A 21,078-nucleotide genomic window follows, 5' to 3' on the forward strand; every position below is an offset into this window, starting at 1 on the left:
TCTCGCTCAAGCTGATTAGCCGGCTATATAGAGCCTGAGGAAGACATTGCATGACCCAGAAGACGCTTACGACCGCCAGTGGTGCGCCAGTCGCCGACAACCAGAACTCCCGCTCGGCAGGCCCACGGGGTCCTTTGCTGCTGGACGATTTCCATCTGATCGAGAAGCTCGCACACTTCAACCGCGAGAACATTCCAGAACGTCGCGTACACGCCAAGGGCTCGGGTGCTCACGGAACTTTCACCGTGACCAAAGACATCACTCAGTACACCAGCGCCGATCTGTTCAACACCGTAGGCAAGCAGACCCCCATCTTCATTCGCTTCTCCACGGTCGGTGGCGAGCGCGGCTCGGCTGACACTGAACGCGATCCTCGTGGCTTCGCCGTAAAGTTCTATACCCAGGAAGGTAACTGGGACATCGTGGGCAATAACACACCGGTGTTCTTCATCCGTGATCCGCTGAAATTCCCTGACTTCATCCATACGCAGAAGCGTCTGCCGCAGACCAACCTGAAAAGTCCGCAGATGATGTGGGACTTCTGGTCGCACTCTCCAGAAGCCTTGCATCAGGTCACCATCCTGTTTTCGGATCGCGGTATTCCTGATGGCTACCGCCACATGCACGGCTTTGGCAGCCACACCTACAGTCTGATCAGCGCCAATGGCGAGCGTCACTGGGTGAAGTGGCACTACAAGAGCAGGCAAGGCATCAAGAACCTCACGCCCGAGGACGCTGCACGCATTGCCGGTACCGATCCTGATTACGCTCAGCGCGATCTGTTCACTGCTATCGAGAAGGGTGACTTTCCGAAGTGGCAGGTCTGCATTCAGTTGATGACCGAAGCCCAGGCCAACAACCATCACGAGAACCCGTTCGACGTGACCAAAACCTGGTCGCAGAAAGAGTACCCGTTGATTGAAGTCGGTGAGATGGAGTTGAACCGCAACCCGCTGAACTACTTCGCCGAAGTCGAGCAGGCAGCGTTTGGCCCGAGCAATATGGTGCCGGGCGTAGGTCTGTCGCCAGACCGTATGCTGCAAGGTCGTGTGTTCGCTTACGCGGATGCTCACCGCTATCGCGTCGGCACCAACCATCAGCAACTGCCGATCAACGCGCCGAAGAACCCGGTTTACAGCTACCAGCGTGACGGCTCGATGGCATTTGGCACCAATGGTGGTGCTGCACCGAATTATGAGCCAAACAGCTATTCGGACGCGCCCAAGCAGGATCCGCGCTATGCCGAGCCAGCACTTGCATTGAGCGGCACCGCTGATCGTCACGACCACCGCGTGGACGGTGATTACTACAGTCAGGCGGGCAAGTTGTTCAACCTGATGAGCACCGATCAGAAAGCGCTGTTGATCAATAACATTGCCGGGGCAATGGGTGGCGTATCCAGCGACGTCGTGCAGCGTCAGTTGCAGCACTTCTACAAAGCTGACGCCGCTTATGGTCAAGGCATCGCCGACGCTCTGGGTGTGAAACTGGGCTGAGTCGAAGTGAGAAACAGAACCGCCCTCATTTGGGCGGTTTTTCGCTTCTGGATGGCGTAAATTCGACGCTTTTTATCGGATTATTGCGTTTTTCCGAGTGACCTGCGGCGACGCTTGGTTCAAACTATCGCCTTTGAAGCAGGAGATCTGGTGCGATGCAAGGCCATCCAGAAGTAATCGATTATCTGAACACATTGCTCACTGGCGAACTGGCGGCTCGTGACCAATATTTCATCCATTCGCGTATGTACGAAGACTGGGGTTTCGCCAAGCTCTACGAGCGCATCAATCATGAGATGGAAGAAGAGGCGCAACACGCCGATGCGTTGATGCGTCGTATCCTGATGCTTGAAGGCACGCCGCGCATGCGTCCGGACGATCTGGACATCGGCACCACGGTGCCTGAGATGCTTGCCAGCGATCTTCGTCTCGAATACAAGGTCCGTGCTGCGCTGTGCAAGGGCATCGCGCTCTGCGAGCTGCACAAGGACTACATCAGCCGTGACATCCTTCGCGTGCAATTGGCGGATACCGAGGAAGACCACACCTATTGGCTGGAACAGCAAATGGGTCTGATCAAGTCCATCGGCTTGCAGAACTACCTGCAATCTCAGTTCTGATCCAACATCGGCTGTAACGAAAAAAGCTCCTGCACTTGCGTGACAGGAGCTTTTTTCGTCTTTGATTCGAGCTTTCAGGTAGGGACCTGACCGGATCCGGCCGAAGCCAGACGCGGCAGGTCGGAAACCATCAAGCCTTGTCGCGTATCAGCAACGGCTTGAGGTAATGCCCGGTATAGGACTGCTTCATCTCTGCGACCTGTTCCGGCGTGCCGGTGGCGATGATCTGTCCACCACGCGAACCGCCTTCCGGACCCAGATCGACCAGCCAGTCCGCCGTCTTGATGACGTCCAGGTTATGCTCGATCACGACCACGGTGTTGCCGTGATCGCGCAGGCGGTGGAGGACGTCGAGCAGTTGCTGGATATCCGCGAAGTGCAGGCCTGTGGTCGGCTCGTCGAGGATGTACAGCGTCTTGCCGGTATCACGCTTGGACAGCTCGCGCGACAGCTTGACGCGTTGAGCCTCGCCACCCGACAACGTCGTCGCCGACTGACCCAGCTTGATGTACGAAAGCCCCACATCCATCAAGGTCTGCAGCTTGCGCGCCAGGGCGGGAACGGCATCGAAGAATTCACGCGCTTCTTCGATGGTCATTTCCAGCACTTCGTGGATGCTCTTGCCCTTGTACTTGATCTCCAGCGTCTCGCGGTTGTAGCGCTTGCTCTTGCACACATCGCACGGCACGTAGATGTCCGGCAGGAAGTGCATTTCTACCTTGATCAAGCCATCGCCCTGACAGGCTTCGCAGCGCCCGCCCTTGACGTTGAACGAGAACCGGCCCGGACCGTAACCACGTGAACGCGACTCCGGCACACCGGCGAACAGTTCACGTATGGGGGTGAACAGTCCGGTGTAGGTCGCCGGGTTGGAGCGGGGCGTACGACCGATCGGGCTCTGGTCGATGTCCACGACCTTGTCCAGATGCTGCAGGCCGTTGATGCTGTCATGTGTGGCGGCTTCAAGCGTGGTCGCGCCATTCAGTGCAGTCGCGCTGAGCGGGAACAGCGTGTTGTTGATCAGCGTCGATTTGCCCGACCCCGAAACACCCGTGACGCAGGTCAGCAGACCAATCGGGATCTCGAGGTTCACGTTCTGCAGGTTGTTGCCACGGGCGCCTTTCAGTGTCAGCGAAAGCTTCTTGTTGCGAGGCGTGCGCTTGGCCGGAACTTCAATCTTGACGCGGCCCGACAGGTACTTGCCGGTCAGAGAGTCGGGATGCGACATGACCTCATCAGGCGTGCCTTCGGCGACAATATGTCCGCCATGCACACCAGCCCCAGGGCCAATGTCCACCACGTAGTCGGCCAGACGAATCGCATCCTCGTCATGCTCGACCACGATCACCGTGTTGCCAATGTCCCGTAGGTGCTTGAGCGTGCCGAGCAGGCGGTCGTTGTCACGCTGGTGCAGGCCAATGGACGGCTCGTCGAGGATGTACATCACCCCGACCAGACCGGCACCGATCTGGCTGGCCAGACGAATACGCTGCGCCTCGCCACCTGACAGGGTGTCCGCGCTGCGATCCAGGGTCAGGTAATCAAGGCCCACGTTCACCAGAAACTGCAGGCGCTCGCGGATTTCCTTGAGAATCTTGTCGGCAATTTCGCCACGGCGACCGGTCAGCTTCAGGGTGTCGAAGTAGTGAGTGGCGTCGCCAATCGGCAGATTGGTGACGGCAGGCAGTGTTTTCTCGCCCACCCACACATGACGCGCTTCACGGCGCAGACGCGTGCCGCGGCAGTCAGGGCAGGGCTGGGTGCCGAGGAACTTGGCCAGTTCTTCACGAACGGTCGCCGATTCGGTTTCCCGGTAGCGACGCTCCAGGTTCGGCACGATACCTTCGAACGGGTGAGCGCGTTTGACGATGTCGCCACGGTCGTTCAGGTAGCGGAAGTCGACGTTCTGCGAGCCACTGCCGTTGAGGAGGATCTTCTGCTGATCGGCAGGCAATTCCTTGAACGGTACTTCCAGGCTGAAACCATAGTGCTTGGAGAGCGAGCCGAGCATCTGGAAGTAGTAGACGTTTCGCCTGTCCCAGCCGCGTATCGCGCCTTCGGCCAACGTCAATTCGGCATTGACCAGTCGCTTGATGTCGAAGAACTGCTTCACGCCCAGACCGTCGCAGGTCGGGCACGCGCCAGCCGGGTTGTTGAACGAGAACAGCTTGGGCTCCAACTCGCTGATCGCATGGCCACAGATCGGGCAGGCGAAGCGTGCGGAGAAGATCGTCTCTTCGCCCGGTTCATCGTCCATCGGCGCAACCAGCGCAATGCCGTCGGCCAGCTTCAATGCTGTTTCGAAAGACTCGGCCAGACGCTGCTGCAGGTCCGCACGCACCTTGAAGCGGTCCACGACCACATCGATGGAGTGCTTCTTCTGCTTATCGAGCTTCGGCAGTTCGTCCAGCTCGCACAACTTGCCGTTGACCCGAGCCCGCACGAAGCCCTGGGCACGCAGCTCTTCGAAGACTGACAGGTGTTCGCCCTTGCGCTCGCGAATGACCGGCGCCAGCAACATCAGCTTGCTGCCCTCAGGTTGGGCCAGCACCAGGTCGACCATCTGGCTGACGGTCTGGGCTTCCAGCGGAATGTCATGGTCCGGGCAGCGAGGCTGGCCGACTCGCGCATACAGCAGGCGCAGGTAGTCGTAGATCTCGGTGATGGTGCCCACGGTCGAGCGCGGGTTGTGGGACGTCGACTTCTGTTCGATGGAAATCGCAGGCGACAGGCCTTCGATGGTATCGACGTCCGGCTTTTCCATCATCGACAGGAACTGCCGGGCATAGGCTGACAGCGACTCGACATAACGCCGCTGCCCTTCGGCGTAGAGCGTGTCGAAAGCCAATGATGATTTGCCAGAGCCGGACAATCCGGTGATAACGATCAGCTTGTCGCGTGGAAGGGTCAGGTCAATATTTTTCAGGTTGTGGGTTCGAGCCCCACGAATCAGGATCTTGTCCAAAATGGCCTCGCACGGCGGGCGTCGAAAACATGGGAGTATACGGATAAATACTGGATGGATACACACTATCCGCCGGCTTTACAGGCAGAGATGAATACTCTGTCATGTAAACGCGGCAAAGCGTCGCGATATACCCCGTCAATCGATGGGACTGGTAGAATCGCCGCCGGTTCACACGAGGTTTCTCCATGCACGATCTCCACAGCGAACGAATGAGCAGCGGCGAGACACGTGCCGCAGGCGGTCTTGCGCTGGTCTTTGCGTTCCGCATGCTCGGTATGTTCATGGTGCTTCCGGTCCTGGCCACTTACGGCATGGACCTGGCGGGCGCCAGCCCCGCGCTGATCGGCCTGGCCATCGGCGCATACGGCCTGACCCAGGCTGTGCTGCAGATCCCGTTCGGGATCATTTCCGACCGCATCGGTCGGCGTCCGGTCATCTACCTGGGTCTGATCATCTTCGCCATCGGCAGCGTTGTCGCGGCGAATGCGGATTCAATCTGGGGCATCATCGCCGGCCGTATCCTGCAGGGTGCCGGTGCTATTTCCGCTGCGGTCATGGCGCTGCTTTCCGACCTGACCCGCGAGCAGCACCGCACCAAGGCCATGGCCATGATCGGCATGACCATCGGTCTGTCGTTCGCTGTCGCAATGGTCGTCGGTCCGGTCATCACCGGCGTGTTCGGGTTGTCGGGGCTGTTTCTGGCCACTGGCGGCATGGCACTGCTGGGAATCCTGATCATCGCGTTCATCGTGCCCAAGGCGAACGGCCCGCTGTTGCATCGTGAGTCCGGTGTCGCCAAACAGGCGCTCGGGCAGACGTTGCGTCACCCGGACCTGCTGCGTCTGGATTTGGGCATCTTCGTATTGCACGCCATGCTCATGTCCAGCTTCGTCGCACTGCCGCTGGCGCTGGTCGAAAAAGCCGGTCTGCCCAAGGAACAGCACTGGTGGGTCTACCTGACCGCACTGCTGATTTCGTTCTTTGCGATGATCCCGTTCATCATATACGGTGAGAAGAAGCGCCAGATGAAGCGGGTTCTGCTCGGCGCCGTGACCGTGCTGATGGTGTCCGAACTTTACTTCTGGGCATTTGGTAACACGTTGCGGACACTGGTCATAGGGACAGTGGTATTCTTCACCGCGTTCAACCTGCTGGAGGCGTCTTTGCCGTCGCTGATCAGCAAAGTGTCACCGGCTGGCGGAAAAGGGACGGCAATGGGGGTTTATTCCACCAGCCAGTTTCTTGGATCGGCCGCAGGTGGGATACTGGGCGGCTGGTTGTTCCAGCACGGTGGGCTCGATGTGGTGTTCCTTGGTGGTGCAGCGATGGCCGCCGTCTGGCTTGCGTTTGCAATGACCATGCGTGAACCGCCTTACGTGACCAGCCTACGTCTGCCGTTGTCGCCAGAGGCGCAGCGTGATGCAGGCCTGGCAGAGCGTTTAAAGTCCGTAACCGGCGTAACGGATGCAGTGGTGGTTGCCGAGGAGGCAGCCATCTATATCAAACTGGATACAAAATTATTGGATCGTGCCTCTCTCGAAAAGCTGATCAACCCAGCATCAGAAGCGTGCGAAGCCTAGGAGAACGTTATGGCCCGTGGGGTTAACAAAGTCATATTGGTCGGTACATGCGGCCAGGATCCCGAAGTTCGCTACTTGCCTAACGGTAACGCCGTGACCAACCTGAGTCTGGCAACCAGCGAACAGTGGACTGACAAGCAGACCGGTCAGAAGGTCGAGAAGACCGAGTGGCACCGTGTTTCGATGTTCGGCAAGGTTGCCGAAATCGCTGGCGAATACCTGCGCAAGGGTTCGCAGGTCTACATCGAGGGCAAGCTGCAGACCCGCGAGTGGGAAAAAGACGGTATCAAGCGTTACACGACTGAAATCGTTGTCGACATGCAAGGCACCATGCAATTGCTGGGCGGCCGTCCACAGGGCGACGCACAACAAGGCCAGGGTGGCGGCAACTACAACCAGTCCGCCCCTCGTCCACAGCAGTCGCGCCCGCAGCAGTCGGCTCCGCCGCAGCAGAACTACAACCAGCAGCCTCCACAGCAACGCGAGTCCCGCCCTGCGCCACAGCAGCAAGCACCGCAGCCGGCTGCTGATTTCGATAGTTTTGATGACGATATTCCGTTCTGATCGCAACGCCTTCAGAACCGCACCACCCAAAGCGAAGCCACTCACCGGGCTTCGCTTTTTTTATGCCTGCATATCTCCATTCCGTTATAGATGTTGATTAGCATCAAAAGGCTTGACGGTTTAGATTTTGGTTATCATCATAATCCTGTTTTCTATCCAAAGATGTCCTCAAGCGCTTCCTCTCATACGCGCCCAAGGCTCATCCAGATGACCAAAACTCTCCAGATCACAGGCCCTGAAATGACTGAAAAAACCCTTTTCGACACGTACCGCCTAGGCAATCTCGTCCTCGCCAACCGTATTGTCATGGCCCCTTTGACCCGCAACCGTGCGGGCGCAGGACTGGTGCCGAGTGAGCTGGCTGCAACCTATTACGGTCAGCGTGCTTCTGCCGGTTTGCTGATCACCGAGGCTACTCAGGTTTCGCCGCAGGCGCAGGGTTATCAGGACACGCCGGGTATCTATACCCAGGCACCCAGGCGCAGATCGATGGCTGGCGCAAGGTGACGGACGAGGTGCATGCCAGGGGCGGGCGTATTTTTGTGCAGCTGTGGCACGTGGGGCGTATTTCTCATGTGGATTTGCAGCCGGGTGGCGCTGCGCCGGTTGCGCCTTCGGCGATTCGGGCGGAGACCAAGACGTTCGTGAACAACGGTTTTCATGATGTTTCCGAGCCGCGTGCGCTGGAGTTGAGCGAGTTGCCGGGTATCGTGAATGATTTCCGTCAGGCGGCGGCGAATGCCATGGCAGCCGGCTTTGATGGTGTGGAAGTGCATGGCGCGAACGGTTATCTGCTGGAGCAGTTCATCAAGGACGGAGCGAATACGCGGACTGACGCTTACGGCGGCTCTGTCGAGAATCGTGCGCGTCTGTTGCTGGAAGTCACCGCTGCGGTGGTTGCCGAGATCGGTGCCGAGCGCACCGGTGTGCGTATTTCGCCTGCATCGCCGGCTGGCGCGATCAGCAGCAGCGATCCTCAGCCGCAGTACAACTACATCGTTGAAGAGCTCGATGTGTTGGGCGTTGTTTACCTGCATGTTGTCGAAGGTGCGACCGGTGGGCCGCGTGATGCGGCGCCGTTCGATTACGGGCAATTGCGCAAACGCTTCCATCAGACCTATCTGGCCAACAACGGCTATGACCTTGATCTGGCCACTTCGCAACTGGTGGATGGCCATGTTGATCTGGTGGCGTTCGGTCGTCCCTTCATCAGCAATCCGGATCTGACCGAACGTCTGAAGACGGGCGCGCCGCTGACGCCGATGAATCCGGCCACGATCTATGGTGGCGGGGCAGAGGGTTACACCGATTACCCGACGCTGGCCCAAGCCACGGCCTGATGCCTGTCACGCATCCGTCGCCATGACGGATGCGTTTTCCTGCCGGTTCAGTCGCTGCGAGATCCAGCAAAGATTGCCATCAATTCTTCGCTCCCCACGGCAACGCTCATGGCGGCCGGTATCTGTTTGCCCTCGATCCTGCACAGCAAACCCGCTTCCCGGCAAATGACGGCACCTGCGGCGATGTCCCATAGATTGGTGAATCGTTCGAGGTAGCCATCGATCTGACCGAGTGCCGCGAAGCCCAGGCCAATGGTGGCGCAGCGGTAGCCTGCCAATCCCCAGCCGCTGCGGCGCAGATTCAGCTCCAGTTGTCCCAATGACTCTGCAGGCCAGTTATTGCTGGAGCCAATGCCCACGATGCGCAGATTCTGTGGCGGTTCCGGGCGGACGAAGGGGTCGCCGTTCAGCCAGACGCCGCTGCCGGACTTGGCCGACAAGGTGTAGTCCAGTGCCGGGTAGGCAATGACACCGATCACGGGTTGCCCCGCTGCAAGGTAGGCGAGGGAGATGCCCCACAAAGGCGAGCCGCGCAGGAAGTTGCCGGTGCCGTCGATGGGGTCCAGTGTCCAGCCATCGATAATGACTTCGCCGCCCAGTTCCTCGCCCAGTACCGGTTCATCCGGAAAGTACTCGTTAAGCCTGGCCCGGATCAGATGCTCGACCTCAAGGTCCGCCTCGGACACCAGGTCCTGAGGGCTTTTGGTGGCGATGTCCAGGGTGTGGCGATTGTTGAAGTGCTCAAGAGCCAGCGCGCTCGCCTGTTCGACGCAGCGCAGGGCAATGCTCAATCGATCATTCATTGCAGATCCTCTTCGTCGGGCTTGTCGAGCAAGTCAGGGTAGTCACTGAGAATCGATTGTGCGCCGCGTGCCAGCAGGTAACGCGCTCTGTAGGGATTATTGATGGTGGCGACGGCGAACTCGACGCCACTGTGACGAAGGCGTTCGAGGTGGTGGTCGTCGAGCATGTCGTCCAGCACGTGCAGAATCCGGCAGCCATATTCGGCCAGCAAAGCAGCCGGATTGGCGGGAGCGACCAGAGAGGCCATCGCCAGCGGCACTTCCGGCCACAACTGACGGGCGCGGACGAGCGAACGCACTGAAAAGCTCGAGACAAACAGGCCCTCCAGCGTTACCGGCCACATTCGCCTGAGGATCGGGATGACGACTTCGGCGGTTTCCACGTCGTCGCCGATGGTGGGCTTGAGCTCGACCTGCAAGCCGAGGTTCAGGCGTAACGCACAGGCCACCACTTCCTCGAAGGTCGGCACCTGCAGGCCTGCGAAGGTGGGCGAGAACCAGCCCCCGGCGTCCAGTTTTCGGATGTCCTCGAAGGTATGCAGCACGACCGCGCCTTTTCCGTTGGTGGTGCGGTCCAGCAGGTCGTCGTGGATGACGATGGGCCGACCGTCGCGGGTCAGTTTGACGTCGATTTCAACCCATTTGGCGCCATGCTGCGCGGCCGTCTCCAGTGCGAGCAGGGTATTTTCCGGTACATAGGCTTTAGCGCCGCGATGGGCAATCAGCGATGAGCGAACGAGCGGAGCACGGTTGGACATGTCAGGGATCACTTACACAGGGTTGGAGAAAGAAGCGGGCTGATGGCGGCCGCTCTCGGGGTCGTACAACAGTGCCGGTTGGCTGAAAGCCAGACGAACCTGGGTGCCGGGCGCGAGCAGATGGCGGCCGGCAAGGTTGACAACGCAACGGATGCCGGCCAGTTGGCAGTAGAGCAGGCTGTGGCTGCCGAGATTTTCCGAGGACTCCACGACGGCGCGAACACCGTCCTGGCTGAGACTGAATGCCTCGGGCCTCAGCCCCATGAGCCACTTGCCCGGGCTGTTGCCAGACAGGTGCAGTTTGAGCGGGAGCCGTTGTCCGTCGGCCAGCGTCAGGACCTTGTCTTCAAGGCAATACACCGGCAGCAGGTTCATGGGCGGTGTGCCGATAAACCCGGCAACGAACGTGCTGGCGGGCCGGTCATAAATGTCGCTTGGCGTGCCGATCTGTTCGACCCGGCCCTGGTTGAGAATCACCACATGCTCGGCAAGCGTCATCGCTTCGGTCTGATCGTGGGTGACGTACAAAATCGTTGCGCCGGTCTGTTGATGCAGGCGACGAATCAACAGGCGCATTTCATGGCGCAGCGCGCTGTCCAGGTTGCACAGCGGTTCGTCGAACAGCAGCACGGGCGGTTTGCGGATCAAGGCACGGCCAATGGCTACACGCTGGCGCTGACCACCGGACAGCTCGCCCGGCTTGCGCTCCAACAGGGTTTCCAGCCCCAGCGAGGTGGCGCACTCTTTGATCTGAACCATGCGTTGTTTATAGGCGATGCCCGCCATCTTGAGCGGGTAGCCGATGTTGTCGGCAACGCTCATGTGCGGGTAGAGCGCATAGTTCTGGAACACCATGGCGCAGCCACGCTCCTTGGGCGGCAGCCTTGTGACGTCGCGTTCGCCCATCAGAATCTGGCCCTGAGTGACGTCCTCCAGCCCGGCGATCATGCGCAACAGTGTGGACTTACCGCAGCCGGACGGACCCAGAATCACGTTCAGCTCACCGGCTTTGAACACCAGATCCAGCCCTTGAAAGAGTGGCCCCGAACTCTGTGACTTGTGCAGATTCCTGAGGGTTATCTGGGGTGAGCGCGCAGCCGGGAAATCGGTAACAGGAAGAAGCGCGGTCATTTGCCGACTCCGATCAGGCCTTTGACGAACCATCGCTGCATGAGCGCAATGACGAGGATGGGGGGCAGCATGCTGACAACGGCGGCGGCCATCAGCAGGTTCCATTCGGGAAGCTGGCTGGCATCGGTGGGCAGAAAGCTGGCCACGCCCAGCACCAGCGTGCGCATGTCTTCGCGATTGGTCGCAACCAGCGGCCACAGGTAGTCTTTCCAGGCACCGATGAACACCAGCGTGCCCAGCGCCGCGAAATTGGTTTTCGACAGCGGCACCAGAATGTCGATGAAAAAGCGCCACGGCCCGGCACCGTCCATACGCGCGGCTTCAACCAGCTCGGCGGGCAGCGTCTGGTAGAACTGCCGGAACAGGAACGTGCCGGTGGCCGAGGCGATCAGTGGCAGCGCCAAACCGGTGTAACTGTCGAGCAGGTTGAGGGTCGGCACCGGCAGGCTTTCGATACCCAGCCAGCGCAGCACGGTACGCAGCGGGCCGAGCAGATCACTCGCCACGGCGTAGGTCGGGATGATGCGTACTTCGAGCGGCAGCAACAGCGCGCCCAGCACAGCGAAGAAAATCCAGGTGGTGTAGCGACTGCGAAAGTACACCACGGCAAACGCGGTCAGCGCCGAGAGCGCGAGCTTGCCGATGACCACCATGATCGCGACGATCAGGCTGTTGCCCAGCAGACGCAACAGGTCCAGACGCTGAGTGACTTTCTGCAGGTTCACCAGTAACTGATCGCCCGGAACAACCGCCAGGCCATGTTCGAGCAACTGCGGGTTGTCCACGGTGGCCGAGCAGACTGCGATGTAGAGCGGGCCCAGCGCGAAAATCAGCCCCAGGGTCAGCAGCAGGTAAGCGCCGAGGTTGAGCAGTCGGTTGTGCTGGATCATGCCTTCACCCCGCGTCGTTTGAGCCGCGACATGAGCTTGAACTGCGCGACGCTCAGCAGCACGACCGCCGACAGCATGAGCACTGACAGCGTTGAAGAGCCTGCGAGGTCCAGTCCGCGAAAACCGTCGGTGTAAATCTTGTAGGCCAGCACCTGCGTGGTGTCGCCGGGGCCGCCCTGGGTTAGGGTGTCGATCAGCCCGAAACTGTTGGAGAGGCTTTCCAGCAGGTCGATGATGAAGACGAACAGCAGATAGGGCGCAATCAGCGGCAGTTGCATGTCGATCATGCGCCGCCACGGACCTGCACCGTCCAGCGCTGCTGCTGCGAGGTAATCGTCTGGAACGGATTTCAGGCTCGCCACCAGCATGACGAAATTGAACGGCACCAGACACCACGCATAGGCCACGATCAACAGCAGCATGCCTTGCAGCGGGTTGGCGTAAGGTGCCCATGTGCCGGGCACCACTGCATTGAGCCAGGCCAGAATGCCCATGACCGGGTTGGCCAGCACGTGAAAGACGATGCCGATGGTGGCGCCGGAGACTGCGTAGGGCCAGATCAGCAGGTTGCGAAATATGGCGTTGCCGCGCAGTTTCAGTTCAAGGCACAGCGCCAGCGTCAGGGCGATGAGCATTGACAGCGCGACGCTCGACAGACTGAAGATCAGGGTAGAGCCGAGGGAGGCGAGCACGCCCGGATCCCTCAGCACGCGCCAGTAATTGCTCAGGCCCACGAACACTTCATGCCCGCCGAACGGCAGGACCAGATGGAACGACCACCAAATGGCCTGAAGCGCCGGCCAGTAGAAAAACAGGGCGAGCGCCAGTAATTGCGGCAATGCGAACAACAACGCCACGCGTGGCTGCGGGAAGTATCCACTGGCCTTCATGGCAGCCGTTCGCTCTGTTGATTCTGAGCCAGCGGCTGATGCATCTGTTGAAACAGGCCGAGCAATTCGTTGCCGCGCAGAGCGGTCTGGCTCAGGGCATGCCCCATGTTCTGCCGACCTGCCAGTGCGTTCCCGGTTTCCTGCGACCAGATCACCCGCATCAGGGTGATGAAGCCGCAGCGCAGTGGCTTGTCCGGCGCGCTGTCGATGTCATCGAGAGACGAAAGACCCACCTTGATCGCCAGCGCGGCACGCTCGTCGTTTCGAACCGCTTTGGCCGTTGCCTGAGTCACAGGCAGATAGCCGGTGCGGGAGCTGAACACACGCTGATTATCGGGGCGCAGCACGAACGCGAGAAACTCCGACACGACGTCGTACTCCTGTGTGGAATGCCCCTGCATGACCCACAGCGAAGAGCCGCCTGGCAGGTTGGACTGCCTTTGGGTGTCGGGGTAAATCGGCAGCAGAGTGACGTCGATATCGGGCTTGAGTGTGCTGCGTACCGTATTCCATGAACCTGTGGAATCCAGCAGCATCGCGCATTCGTCGCTGGCAAAGGCCAGTGCCTGCTGACCACTGCGAGTCGACTCTTGATGCCGCACCAGGCCTTCACGGCTCCATTGCGCCAGATCGTTCATCAACTGCAAATGCGTGCCCTGATCGAATCGATATCGGTCCACACCACCGGACCGGACTGCGATGGCGGAACCCTGGGCCGCGCTGGTCTGTTCCAGCCAGATCCACGGCGAGAAGTCTGTCGCTATGGGGCACTCTTGATGGTTGTTCTTGAGAGCACGCAGCGCCGTGGAAAAGGCTGCCCAGGTGGTCGGTGTTTCAGTGATTCCCGCAGCGGCCAGTGCGTCGCGGTGAACGTAGAGCACGGCAGTCGAGACGGCGAACGGTTGGGCGGCCAGCACGCCATGTTCGTCGGAGTAATAGCGTTTGAGCACAGGCAGGAAGGTGTCTGCCGAATAGGCTCTCTGCTGCCGGGACATCAAGGCTTCGACAGGAACAGTGGCGGCCCCCAGCAGCATGTCAGGCGTGGCGACGTCGTAGATTTCGACCAGCGCCGGGCTGATACCGGCCCGGTATGCGGCAACGGTCTTCTGCAGGGTCTGTTCATAAGTGCCCTGGCGGATGCAGTGCAGGCGGTCCTGTTCGTCGCGTTCGGCATTGAAATACCTGCACAGATCGGCAATGGCCGAGGCTGTCGGACCGCTATGGCTGTACCAGAACTCGGTGGCGCTGGCCTGGCCGGTGATGGCCAGCAAGGTCAACGCCCAGAGCGTATGACTGATTGAAAGCATGAAAGCACCCCGTGTGAACTGGAAGCTATCTAATACAGGTAATGTGTAGTATTTGTGACCTGCAGCTCCATTATTAAATTTTCATGATTGAAGTATTTGGTTTGTGGCGGGGCGATACACTGCTCTACACACGGACTGTTTTAATCCTCTTTCTGACTGTCGAACCCATGCCCCTTGATCGCGATACGCAACCTGATACGCACACTTCGCTGAGCCTCAATGAACGCAAACTGCTGGATATCCTCCGTCGTCGAGGCTCGATCACTCGCGCCACCGTTTCGGCGGAGATGGATCTGGCGCAGCAATCCGTACACCGACTGATCGAGGAACTGATCGGTCGAGGACTCCTGCGCAGTGGTGAGCGGGTCAGGAACGGTCGGGGTCAGCCCAGCCCGCGCATCGAGCTGGTCAACGAGGCGGTCTATTCCATTGGCGTTTCGATCAACACAGGATCGGCGGTGGTCTGCGTGTCCGATCTGAGCTGCAACCTGCTGGAGCAGGTCGTCCTGCGTACGCCGCCATTGAGCCGCAACAGCACGCTGGACGCGCTGCAGAAGACCATCGAGCGAGTCCTGCAGCGCAACGGCATCAAGCCTGAGCGTGTGGTGGGCATGGGCTTCGCCATCGCCGGTTTCTTTCTCGAGAACCGTCAGGTCAATGCGCCAGAGCCCTTGCGTGACTGGTCGTTGATGGATCTGCAGCCGGTACTGGAAGAGCGTTTCAACATGCCGGTGTGGCTCGAAAACAACGCGACCACGGCTGCCATCGGCGAGAGCCTGGTGGGCGCAGGGGCCTGGGCCAGCAACTTCATTTATCTGTCGTTCAATTATGGTTTTGGTGCTGGCGTCGTCATCGACGGTAAGCCGTATTTCGGCAGTCATGGCAACGCGGGCGAGATCACGCTCTACACCGACGAGGAAGCGGCCAATCGACCGGCGTTGCGTTATCTGGTCGAGGAACTGCACAAAAATGGCATCGAGGTGGATTCTGTCGAGGACCTGCGCGCGCGCTTCGATCCTGACTGGCCGGGCGTCGACACCTGGATCAAGCGCACCCAGCCGACGCTGGACCGTCTGGTCAATGCGCTGGCGGGGATGTTCGACCCTCAGGCTGTGGTGTTCGGCGGGCAATTGCCGCCTGCGCTGGGACGGCGTCTGATCGCGTCCACCACCTTCTGGGGGACGCATCGTTATCAGGCGCCGCCACCGCGTCCCAAATTATTGCTCAGCGAAACCAATGGCGATGCTGCCGCCATCGGTGCGGCGCTGGTACCGCTCAAGGACTGCTTTTTCGTCTGAGTGCAGGTTGCCTCAGAGCTTGACACCTAACGTCACGAACGCACTGCGCGGCGTGCCGACCTGCAGAATCTGCAGGTTGCCCAGTGGGTCGGTGGCCGCGCTGGCGTCGGTGTTGAGCGTGGAGATGTAGCGTTTGTCGAACAGGTTGACCACGTTCAGCGACAGACTAGTGTCTTTCACCGCGCCCAGTTTGCCGAAGTCGTACCCCAGGTTGGCGTTCGCCACCCAGTAGCCGCTCACGCTCGAATCATTGGTGTAGGTGTAGTAACGCTTGCTGAGGTAATTGCCTTGCAGTCCCGCGTTCCAGTGCTCCCAGTTCCAGTCCAGGTTGCTGGCGTACATCAGTTTTGGCGTATCGACGACCGTCTTGCCTTTCACAGGTACGGTGTTGCCGCCGCTGACGTAGTCGTCATCGTAGGTGCTGTGGTTATAGGACAGGGAGTTGGACCAGCGCCAGTGCTCGTCGGGCGTCAGGCCGAATGACAACTCCATGCCCCGGCTGGTCACGGAACCGACGTTGGCCACGCCGTTCTGGCAGATCACGATGCCGGTGCAATTGGTGATCGCCACCAGGCGGTTATCGAACTTCGTGCTGTAGACCGCCGCCGAGGCCGAATACAGCGCAGTGCTGCGCCGCACGCCCAGTTCAACGGTCTTCGAGGTTTCCGGTTTGAGGTCCTTGAAGCCGTTCTGCGCATCGACTGCGGTCTGCGTGGTGAAGAATGGGCTGTAGCCGCCGCTGGGGAATGCGGCCATGTTCTCGGAGTACGAGGTGAAGACTTCATCCTCGTCATCGAGCTTGTACGTCGCGCCTACCTGCGGCAGGAATCGATCCCGCGCTTCCAGCGAACCGCTGGCGTAACCACCGCCCTTGCCCCTTGCGGTGGACGTTGTCACGGTGTTCTTGGCGCCGAACTCAAGCTTCAAACGGTCGTCGAGCAGGGTGTAGGTGTCGCGCAGGTAAAACTGCCGGGTCAGGTCGTTGTAGTCCTGGTCCAGCACCGTGGCCGCCAGCGGCAGACCGCTGGTTTTGACAATGTGGTTCTGCGGGGTCGCGTTGGTGGTATCGAACAGGTATCGGGCAATGTCGTTCTTGTTCGACTGAATCCAGAAACCGCCCTGGATTTCATGCTGGCCCAGGTAGTAGGTGAGCGAGGTCTGGAAGCCGGTACGGTCGATGCCATACACCGTGCTGCGGATCGAGTTGCTGGGCACCGTCGTCGAGCCGCTGGTGAAAATGAACGGGTAATACGAGTTGCCCCGGCCGGAGTCGTGGTGGTGGTAAACCGTGGTATCCAGCACCAGATCGTCGGTCAGGGAGAAGTTGCCGTTGAGGATGTCCAGTTCGTCATCGCGCAGACTGCTGGCGTTGTAAGTTGCATCGGACGCGCTGGTCACGCCGCCTGTGTAGATACCGTTGGCCGCATTGACCGCGCGGGTCCAGTCCGGCGTGTAGTAGCTCCAGTTGTAGCCCAGTCGCTGAATGATGCTCTGCGACAACGAGGGCAGGTTGGCCTCTTCGTGGGATGAGGTGCTGTGAAAGAAACTGATGCGGTTGTCGCCGAAGTTGTAATTGACCTTGGCGTTCACCGCGTCCGACTGCTGTGGATTGTTGTGGCCTTTCCAGGCGTCTGCGTCGTATTTCTCGCCCGACACATACGCGGACAGGCCGTTGTACTCGCCGGTGTCCACGCGGATGAATTCGCGGCGGGTGTCATAGCTGCCCAGCGTCTGCGACAGGCGCGCGCCGAATTCCTTGTCCGGGTCGGACGTGGTGAACTGAATGGTGCCGCCCAGATCACTGTTAGACGCGGTGCCCAGTGAGCCGATCCCCGGCGCCACTTCGCTGGCCTTGATGTTCTCGGCAATGATCGCCCGGGTGATGCTCAGGCCGTTGAAGTTGCCAAAGCTCATGTTGCCCAGCGTGACGCCGTCCAGCGTATAGCCCAGGTGGTGCATGTCGAATCCGCGCAGGCTGATGCGCTGACTGCCTTCTTCACGCCCCAGCGGATCGCCGGACTGGAAGTTGACCCCAGGCAGGCGCTGCAGAACTTTCAGCGGGCTGGTACCCGCGGAATAGGCCTCGACATCTTTCTGCGTAACACGCTGCACCTGCCGCGTCTCGCCCTGCCCGATGACCGACACGGTGCCAAGCGTTGTCGCCGCTTCGTCACCGGTCGCCGCAGGTGCTTCATCGGCCTGGCTCAACGGACTGAACAGGCATGCAGAGTTCAGTGAAATCAGCAGCGCCAGACGGGTGACCGGAAATCGACGAGAGCGCGCTATCGAACTGTTGTTCATGACGTTTTTCCTGATGACATCAAGGGTTTCTGCGCTGGATGGGGCAGGTTCAGCCAGGGTCTGGACGCCGCTTGCCAGCTAAAAAAGAACGGCCCCGGCGCACGAAGCGCAGGGGCCGTTCGACTGGCAGTGATATTAGTACTCGTGATGTGTATTAATTATGACCGCAGACGTCACGCCTTGATCTTTCTGCTTGCGCGTCGCTTGTCATAGCCTGACCCAGGCGGTGATCTGGTTCGGCCCCATGATCTGAACGCGGCTGGCCACTGCCTCGGCTTTCAAGCGATCTTCAAACGTTTCGAGGTATTCCGGGTCGGCGCTGACCCGCCCGATGCTGATCAGGTGCGGGTACACGGTTTTCAGCGTTTCTGCGACCCAGTGGTACATGAATGAGTGCTCGCCTCCGCCAATGTGCCGTTGGCAGAAGAGCTCAGGCTGGGGCAGCCCGGCCTCTGAAAAGTGTTTGATCAGGTGTACCGCCGTACCGTGGTGAACTCCTCCCGTGTTAAAGGCCGCAGCGATCAGTTGCCCCGCATCGGTCAGCAAAGGAATATTTGGAAACGACTCCATCGGAATGTCCGACATGAACACCTCATGGAGCGCCAGCGTTCCTCCGTTCTTCACCAGGCTTGCCGCCTTGCGCAGAAAAGCGACCGGATCGCTCTGATGGATCATCACGTAGCGCCCCACGACGCAGTCGAAAGGTGACGCGCTCTGGAAGTCCTGAATATCACAGACTTCAAACCTGACGTTTCTCAATCCCGCTTCCGCAGCCCTGAAGTTTGCAAGTTCGACGGCTTTCGGGCTGCGATCGATTCCCGTGACACTGCCTGTCGGTCCGACAAGCCTGCCCGCCAGCATGGCGACGTCGCCCGGCCCACTGCCGAGGTCCAGCACATGCATGCCTTCCTCCAGGCCACTTTCTATCAGCAGGCGTGTGGTGATGGGCGACAGAATGTTCGCCTGGAATTTAAGGCGCTCCAGTTCTGCTGAAGAATGACCTAACAGATAGTCGTTCATGAGAGGAACCTCCGGCGGGTAGAAAACGTTGATCTGATTCAACACTGCCTGCGCTGTTGCAGATCGATCGTTTTTATCACCAACCAGAGCGTCGATTTATTAAGAAAACGCCATGTGGCAGCCCTCTAATTGGCTGTCGTGTTCAGGCATCTGAAAGGTTTATCGGGTTAGCTTCGACAAGATCTGCACAGCAAGCCCATCGACGTCATCGAAATGAAGGCGTCTACGTGCAGACTTTCAGTTCAGCGTGAATCAGCGGCATCGGTCCGATTCTCGGCGCGCAGAGTGTTGGCAAACTAGGGTTGTCGGTGCTGTTCTTTCGCAAGGAGAAGCATCATGAACGACAAGCGAGTCCTTATAACGGCGGCGGGGCAGGGCATTGGTCTGGCCAGTGCCAAGGCGTTCGCGAACGCTGGTGCCGAGGTCATTGCGACCGACATCGATCTGGACAATCTGCAGGGCATTGAAGGCGTTGAAGCCATCCGGCTGGACGTGACCTCTGCGCAGGATATCCAGCGGGCCTGCGAGCGGATCGGCCCGGTAGACGTGCTGTTCAACTGCGCGGGATACGTGCACGCAGGAACGATTCTGGATTGCGACGAGGCCGCGTGGCAGCGCTCCATGGACCTCAATGTCACGGCCATGTACCGCATGATTCAGGCGTTTCTGCCAGGCATGCTTGCCCGTGGCGGCGGTTCGATCATCAACATGTCATCCGTGGCTTCAAGCGTGAAGGGCGTGCCCAATCGCTTTGCCTACAGTGCCAGCAAGGCGGCGGTAATAGGGCTGACCAAGTCGGTGGCCACAGATTTCATTGGGCAGGGCATTCGTTGCAATGCTATTTGTCCGGGTACGGTGGATTCGCCGTCGCTGCGCATGCGCATCGCTGCCCAGGCCGAGCAACAAGGTGTTTCCGAGGCTCAGGTCTATCAACAGTTCGTCGACCGCCAGCCCATGGGGCGCATCGGCAGCGTCGAGGAAATCGCGCAACTGGTCCTTTACCTGGGCTCTGACGCGTCTTCATACACCTCAGGTGCGGTGCACGTCATTGATGGCGGCATGAGCGTCTGACCCCGGTTTGCATGTTCGACAGACAACAGGAGAACCCGATGAAACTGCTACGTTACGGAGAAAAAGGCGCGGAAAAACCCGGCCTGCTGGACGCTGACAATCAGATTCGTGACCTGTCCGGTCATGTCAAAGACATTGCGGGCGATGTACTGACGCCGGCCGGCCTTGCCGCCCTGGCAACCATCAATCCCGTCAGCCTGCCGCTGGTCACAGGTCAGCCACGCATCGGCGCTTGCGTCGGGCAGGTAGGCAAGTTCGTGTGCATCGGCCTTAACTACGCCGACCATGCGGCTGAATCCAACATGGAAGTGCCCAAGGAGCCGGTCATCTTCAACAAATGGACCAGCGCCATCTGCGGCCCGAATGACAACGTCGAGATTCCGCGAGGCTCGGTCAAGACCGACTGGGAAGTGGAGCTGGGCGTGGTGATCGGCAAAGGCGGGCGCAATATCGACGAAGCCAATGCCATGGAGCATGTGGCAGGTTATTGCGTGATCAATGACGTGTCCGAACGCGAATGGCAACTGGAGCGCGGCGGCACCTGGGACAAGGGCAAGGGGTTCGACACGTTCGGTCCGCTCGGCCCCTGGCTGGTGACTCGCGACGAGATCGCCGATCCGCATTCGCTGGACCTGTGGCTGGAAGTCGATGGCCATCGCTATCAGAACGGCAACACCCGCACGCTGGTCTTCACCATACCGCAATTGATCGCTTACCTGAGCCGCTGCATGAGCCTGCAGCCGGGCGACGTGATCTCAACCGGCACACCGCCCGGTGTGGGCCTTGGCGTGAAGCCCGAGCCGGTCTTTCTCAAGGCAGGCCAGCGCATCCGCCTCGGGATCGCCGGACTGGGTGAGCAGAATCAGTTGACCGTGCAGGCTGACTGATCGCATTTCTTCAGCCAGCGCGTAACTGACTGAAGACATTCTGCTTATCGTGGGAGGCGGCTTGCCGGCGATGCGTTTTTTCAGGCGTGCATCCCAGACCGAACTGACGCCATCGCCGGCAAGCCGCCTTCCACAGTCCGAAGAACTGTCAGGC

16 protein-coding genes and 1 pseudogene are annotated in these 21,078 nt (G+C 59.7%); 8 read left to right on the forward strand and 9 right to left on the reverse strand.

Going from position 1 to position 21,078, the window contains the following annotated elements; translation table 11 throughout:
• The first annotated feature begins 50 nt into the window (after positions 1-50).
• Together AO065_RS22890 and bfr are read left to right on the forward strand one after the other, a co-directional pair.
• On the forward strand, positions 51-1,496 hold the full coding sequence (locus AO065_RS22890) for a catalase (protein ID WP_004883695.1): 1,446 nt from the start codon (positions 51-53) through the stop codon (positions 1,494-1,496).
• 155 nt (positions 1,497-1,651) lie between these two features.
• On the forward strand, positions 1,652-2,116 hold the full coding sequence (gene bfr, locus AO065_RS22895; RefSeq protein WP_004883697.1) for a bacterioferritin: 465 nt from the start codon (positions 1,652-1,654) through the stop codon (positions 2,114-2,116).
• A gap of 130 nt (positions 2,117-2,246) precedes the next feature.
• Here the strand turns inward: bfr and uvrA are convergent, their stop codons facing one another.
• Complete coding sequence (gene uvrA / locus AO065_RS22900) at positions 2,247-5,081, reverse strand: excinuclease ABC subunit UvrA (protein WP_004883700.1); 2,835 nt, start codon at positions 5,079-5,081, stop codon at positions 2,247-2,249.
• Between the two features lie 188 nt (positions 5,082-5,269).
• Between uvrA and AO065_RS22905 the strand changes: the two genes are divergently transcribed.
• The 3 genes and pseudogenes from AO065_RS22905 to AO065_RS22915 all read left to right on the forward strand — a co-directional run bounded on the left by AO065_RS22905 (position 5,270) and on the right by AO065_RS22915 (position 8,568).
• Entirely contained in the window at positions 5,270-6,664 is a 1,395-nt protein-coding gene (locus AO065_RS22905) for an MFS transporter (RefSeq protein WP_004883702.1), read from the forward strand.
• A 9-nt stretch (positions 6,665-6,673) separates the two neighbouring features.
• Positions 6,674-7,228 carry a single-stranded DNA-binding protein gene (locus AO065_RS22910; protein WP_004883704.1) on the forward strand — a complete coding sequence of 185 codons (555 nt, stop codon included), beginning with the start codon at positions 6,674-6,676 and terminating at the stop codon, positions 7,226-7,228.
• 240 nt (positions 7,229-7,468) lie between these two features.
• A pseudogene (locus AO065_RS22915) lies at positions 7,469-8,568 on the forward strand (alkene reductase).
• A gap of 47 nt (positions 8,569-8,615) precedes the next feature.
• Here AO065_RS22915 and AO065_RS22920 read toward each other — a convergent pair.
• Genes AO065_RS22920 through AO065_RS22945 form a run of 6 tightly spaced genes read right to left on the reverse strand, consistent with a single transcriptional unit; the run spans position 8,616 to position 14,347 of the window.
• Positions 8,616-9,371 (reverse strand): inositol monophosphatase family protein, encoded by a 756-nt coding sequence (locus AO065_RS22920; RefSeq protein ID WP_004883709.1) that lies wholly within the window; start codon positions 9,369-9,371, stop codon positions 8,616-8,618.
• Positions 9,368-10,129, reverse strand: a complete 762-nt coding sequence (locus AO065_RS22925) for a glycerophosphodiester phosphodiesterase family protein (protein WP_004883712.1) — start codon at positions 10,127-10,129, stop codon at positions 9,368-9,370. The genes AO065_RS22920 and AO065_RS22925 overlap by 4 nt, the downstream gene beginning before the upstream one ends.
• A 12-nt stretch (positions 10,130-10,141) precedes the next feature.
• Entirely contained in the window at positions 10,142-11,260 is a 1,119-nt protein-coding gene (locus tag AO065_RS22930) for an ABC transporter ATP-binding protein (protein ID WP_004883713.1), read from the reverse strand.
• Entirely contained in the window at positions 11,257-12,150 is an 894-nt protein-coding gene (locus AO065_RS22935; RefSeq protein ID WP_004883716.1) for an ABC transporter permease subunit, read from the reverse strand. Before AO065_RS22935 ends, AO065_RS22930 begins: the two co-directional genes overlap by 4 nt.
• Positions 12,147-13,040: a carbohydrate ABC transporter permease gene (locus AO065_RS22940; RefSeq protein ID WP_004883717.1), complete on the reverse strand. Its 894-nt coding sequence runs from the start codon at positions 13,038-13,040 to the stop codon at positions 12,147-12,149. Before AO065_RS22940 ends, AO065_RS22935 begins: the two co-directional genes overlap by 4 nt.
• On the reverse strand, positions 13,037-14,347 hold the full coding sequence (locus AO065_RS22945) for an extracellular solute-binding protein (RefSeq protein WP_004883718.1): 1,311 nt from the start codon (positions 14,345-14,347) through the stop codon (positions 13,037-13,039). Before AO065_RS22945 ends, AO065_RS22940 begins: the two co-directional genes overlap by 4 nt.
• 167 nt (positions 14,348-14,514) lie before the next feature.
• Here AO065_RS22945 and AO065_RS22950 point away from each other — a divergent pair, with 167 nt between their 5' ends.
• Positions 14,515-15,645 (forward strand): ROK family transcriptional regulator, encoded by a 1,131-nt coding sequence (locus AO065_RS22950; RefSeq protein ID WP_004883719.1) that lies wholly within the window; start codon positions 14,515-14,517, stop codon positions 15,643-15,645.
• A gap of 12 nt (positions 15,646-15,657) precedes the next feature.
• On the opposite strand, the gene AO065_RS22955 is transcribed toward AO065_RS22950, so the two are convergent.
• On the reverse strand, positions 15,658-17,946 hold the full coding sequence (locus AO065_RS22955) for a TonB-dependent receptor (RefSeq protein ID WP_004883720.1): 2,289 nt from the start codon (positions 17,944-17,946) through the stop codon (positions 15,658-15,660).
• A gap of 207 nt (positions 17,947-18,153) precedes the next feature.
• A complete protein-coding gene (locus tag AO065_RS22960; RefSeq protein WP_004883721.1) occupies positions 18,154-18,966 on the reverse strand; it encodes a class I SAM-dependent methyltransferase in 813 nt (270 codons plus the stop codon).
• 336 nt (positions 18,967-19,302) lie between these two features.
• Here AO065_RS22960 and AO065_RS22965 point away from each other — a divergent pair, with 336 nt between their 5' ends.
• The gene (locus AO065_RS22965; protein ID WP_004883722.1) at positions 19,303-20,037 is read left to right on the forward strand and encodes an SDR family oxidoreductase; all 735 of its coding nucleotides are present in this window, start codon (positions 19,303-19,305) and stop codon (positions 20,035-20,037) included.
• Positions 20,038-20,075: 38 nt separating this feature from the next.
• Positions 20,076-20,924 (forward strand): ureidoglycolate lyase, encoded by an 849-nt coding sequence (locus tag AO065_RS22970; protein WP_004883723.1) that lies wholly within the window; start codon positions 20,076-20,078, stop codon positions 20,922-20,924.
• Positions 20,925-21,078: the final 154 nt, after the last annotated feature.

This window comes from Pseudomonas viridiflava, from assembly GCF_001642795.1.
GTDB classification, from domain to species: Bacteria; Pseudomonadota; Gammaproteobacteria; order Pseudomonadales; family Pseudomonadaceae; genus Aquipseudomonas; species Aquipseudomonas viridiflava.

Bases quoted from the DNA above. Each gene is read 5' to 3' on its own strand.
- AO065_RS22890 (WP_004883695.1), top strand. From the start codon at position 51: ATGACCCAGAAGACGCTTACGACCGCCAGTGGTGCGCCAGTCGCCGAC.
- bfr (WP_004883697.1), top strand. From the start codon at position 1,652: ATGCAAGGCCATCCAGAAGTAATCGATTATCTGAACACATTGCTCACT.
- AO065_RS22905 (WP_004883702.1), top strand. From the start codon at position 5,270: ATGCACGATCTCCACAGCGAACGAATGAGCAGCGGCGAGACACGTGCC.
- AO065_RS22910 (WP_004883704.1), top strand. From the start codon at position 6,674: ATGGCCCGTGGGGTTAACAAAGTCATATTGGTCGGTACATGCGGCCAG.
- AO065_RS22920 (WP_004883709.1), bottom strand. From the start codon at position 9,371: ATGAATGATCGATTGAGCATTGCCCTGCGCTGCGTCGAACAGGCGAGC.
- AO065_RS22925 (WP_004883712.1), bottom strand. From the start codon at position 10,129: ATGTCCAACCGTGCTCCGCTCGTTCGCTCATCGCTGATTGCCCATCGC.
- AO065_RS22930 (WP_004883713.1), bottom strand. From the start codon at position 11,260: ATGACCGCGCTTCTTCCTGTTACCGATTTCCCGGCTGCGCGCTCACCC.
- AO065_RS22935 (WP_004883716.1), bottom strand. From the start codon at position 12,150: ATGATCCAGCACAACCGACTGCTCAACCTCGGCGCTTACCTGCTGCTG.
- AO065_RS22940 (WP_004883717.1), bottom strand. From the start codon at position 13,040: ATGAAGGCCAGTGGATACTTCCCGCAGCCACGCGTGGCGTTGTTGTTC.
- AO065_RS22945 (WP_004883718.1), bottom strand. From the start codon at position 14,347: ATGCTTTCAATCAGTCATACGCTCTGGGCGTTGACCTTGCTGGCCATC.
- AO065_RS22950 (WP_004883719.1), top strand. From the start codon at position 14,515: ATGCCCCTTGATCGCGATACGCAACCTGATACGCACACTTCGCTGAGC.
- AO065_RS22955 (WP_004883720.1), bottom strand. From the start codon at position 17,946: ATGAACAACAGTTCGATAGCGCGCTCTCGTCGATTTCCGGTCACCCGT.
- AO065_RS22960 (WP_004883721.1), bottom strand. From the start codon at position 18,966: ATGAACGACTATCTGTTAGGTCATTCTTCAGCAGAACTGGAGCGCCTT.
- AO065_RS22965 (WP_004883722.1), top strand. From the start codon at position 19,303: ATGAACGACAAGCGAGTCCTTATAACGGCGGCGGGGCAGGGCATTGGT.
- AO065_RS22970 (WP_004883723.1), top strand. From the start codon at position 20,076: ATGAAACTGCTACGTTACGGAGAAAAAGGCGCGGAAAAACCCGGCCTG.